General features: G+C 67.4%; 1 protein-coding gene. It reads left to right on the forward strand.

Going from position 1 to position 896, the window contains the following annotated elements; translation table 11 throughout:
- The first annotated feature begins 62 nt into the window (after positions 1 to 62).
- Positions 63 to 842: a transposase family protein gene (locus IF06_RS0131725; RefSeq protein WP_084588886.1), complete on the forward strand. Its 780-nt coding sequence runs from the start codon at positions 63 to 65 to the stop codon at positions 840 to 842.
- Positions 843 to 896: the final 54 nt, after the last annotated feature.

Below are 896 nucleotides of genomic sequence, written 5' to 3' on the forward strand. Positions count from 1 at the left end.
CCTAAGGGATGTCTCGTAACCCTGCCGTCTGTCTGTTGAGGATGGTCGGGCAGGATGCCTGGGTGCAGGTGATCACCGCGGCCGACTCTGAGTGGATCTTTCCGTTCACCGGGTTGCAGCCCGCCCAGTTCCGCAAGCTGGTCCGGTTGGTCGCCGAGCGTGGCGGTGACGGCATCGCTGACGGCCGGCCGGGCCGGCAGTGGGCCCTGGACCTGCCGGATCGGGTGCTGCTGGTGGCCACCTACTGGCGTACGAACCTGACAATGCGGCAGATCGGCCCGCTGTTCGGGGTGTCGCACTCGGCTGCCCATCGGGTCATCGACACCCTCGCGCCGCTGCTGGCCCTGGCGCCGGTGCGTAAGCGGCCAGTCGAGCAGATCGCGATCGTCGACGGGACTCTGATCCCCACCCGCGATCACCGCTTGGCCGCCCGGAGCAAGAACTACCGGTACTCGACGAACCTGCAAGTCGCCATCGACGCCAGCACCCGCCTGGTCCTCGCCGTCGGCGACCCGCAGCCGGGCAACCGCAACGACACCATCGTCTACCGCACGTCCGGCATCAAGGCGAAGCTGGACGGGCGGCCGGTGATGGCCGACGGCGGCTACCGCGGCAACCCCGAGGTGATCATGCCGTACCGCAAGCCCACCGACGGCAGCCAGCTCCCGGATTGGAAGGAAGCCCTCAACGTCCAGCACCGCACCGTCCGAGCGGGAGTCGAACACGCTCTGGCCAGGATGAAGTGCTTCAAGATCCTGCGCGACTACCGCCGCGCCGCCCACACATTGGCCGACGCCGCTTCCGGCATCGCGAACCTCCACAACATCATCCTCGCCGGCTGACCATCGGCTTGATGCCGAGCAACGCCTTCACCCAGTTACGAGACGTCCCTTAGG

This window comes from Micromonospora globosa, assembly GCF_000717585.1.
In the GTDB taxonomy this organism is placed as follows: domain Bacteria; phylum Actinomycetota; class Actinomycetes; order Mycobacteriales; family Micromonosporaceae; genus Micromonospora; species Micromonospora aurantiaca.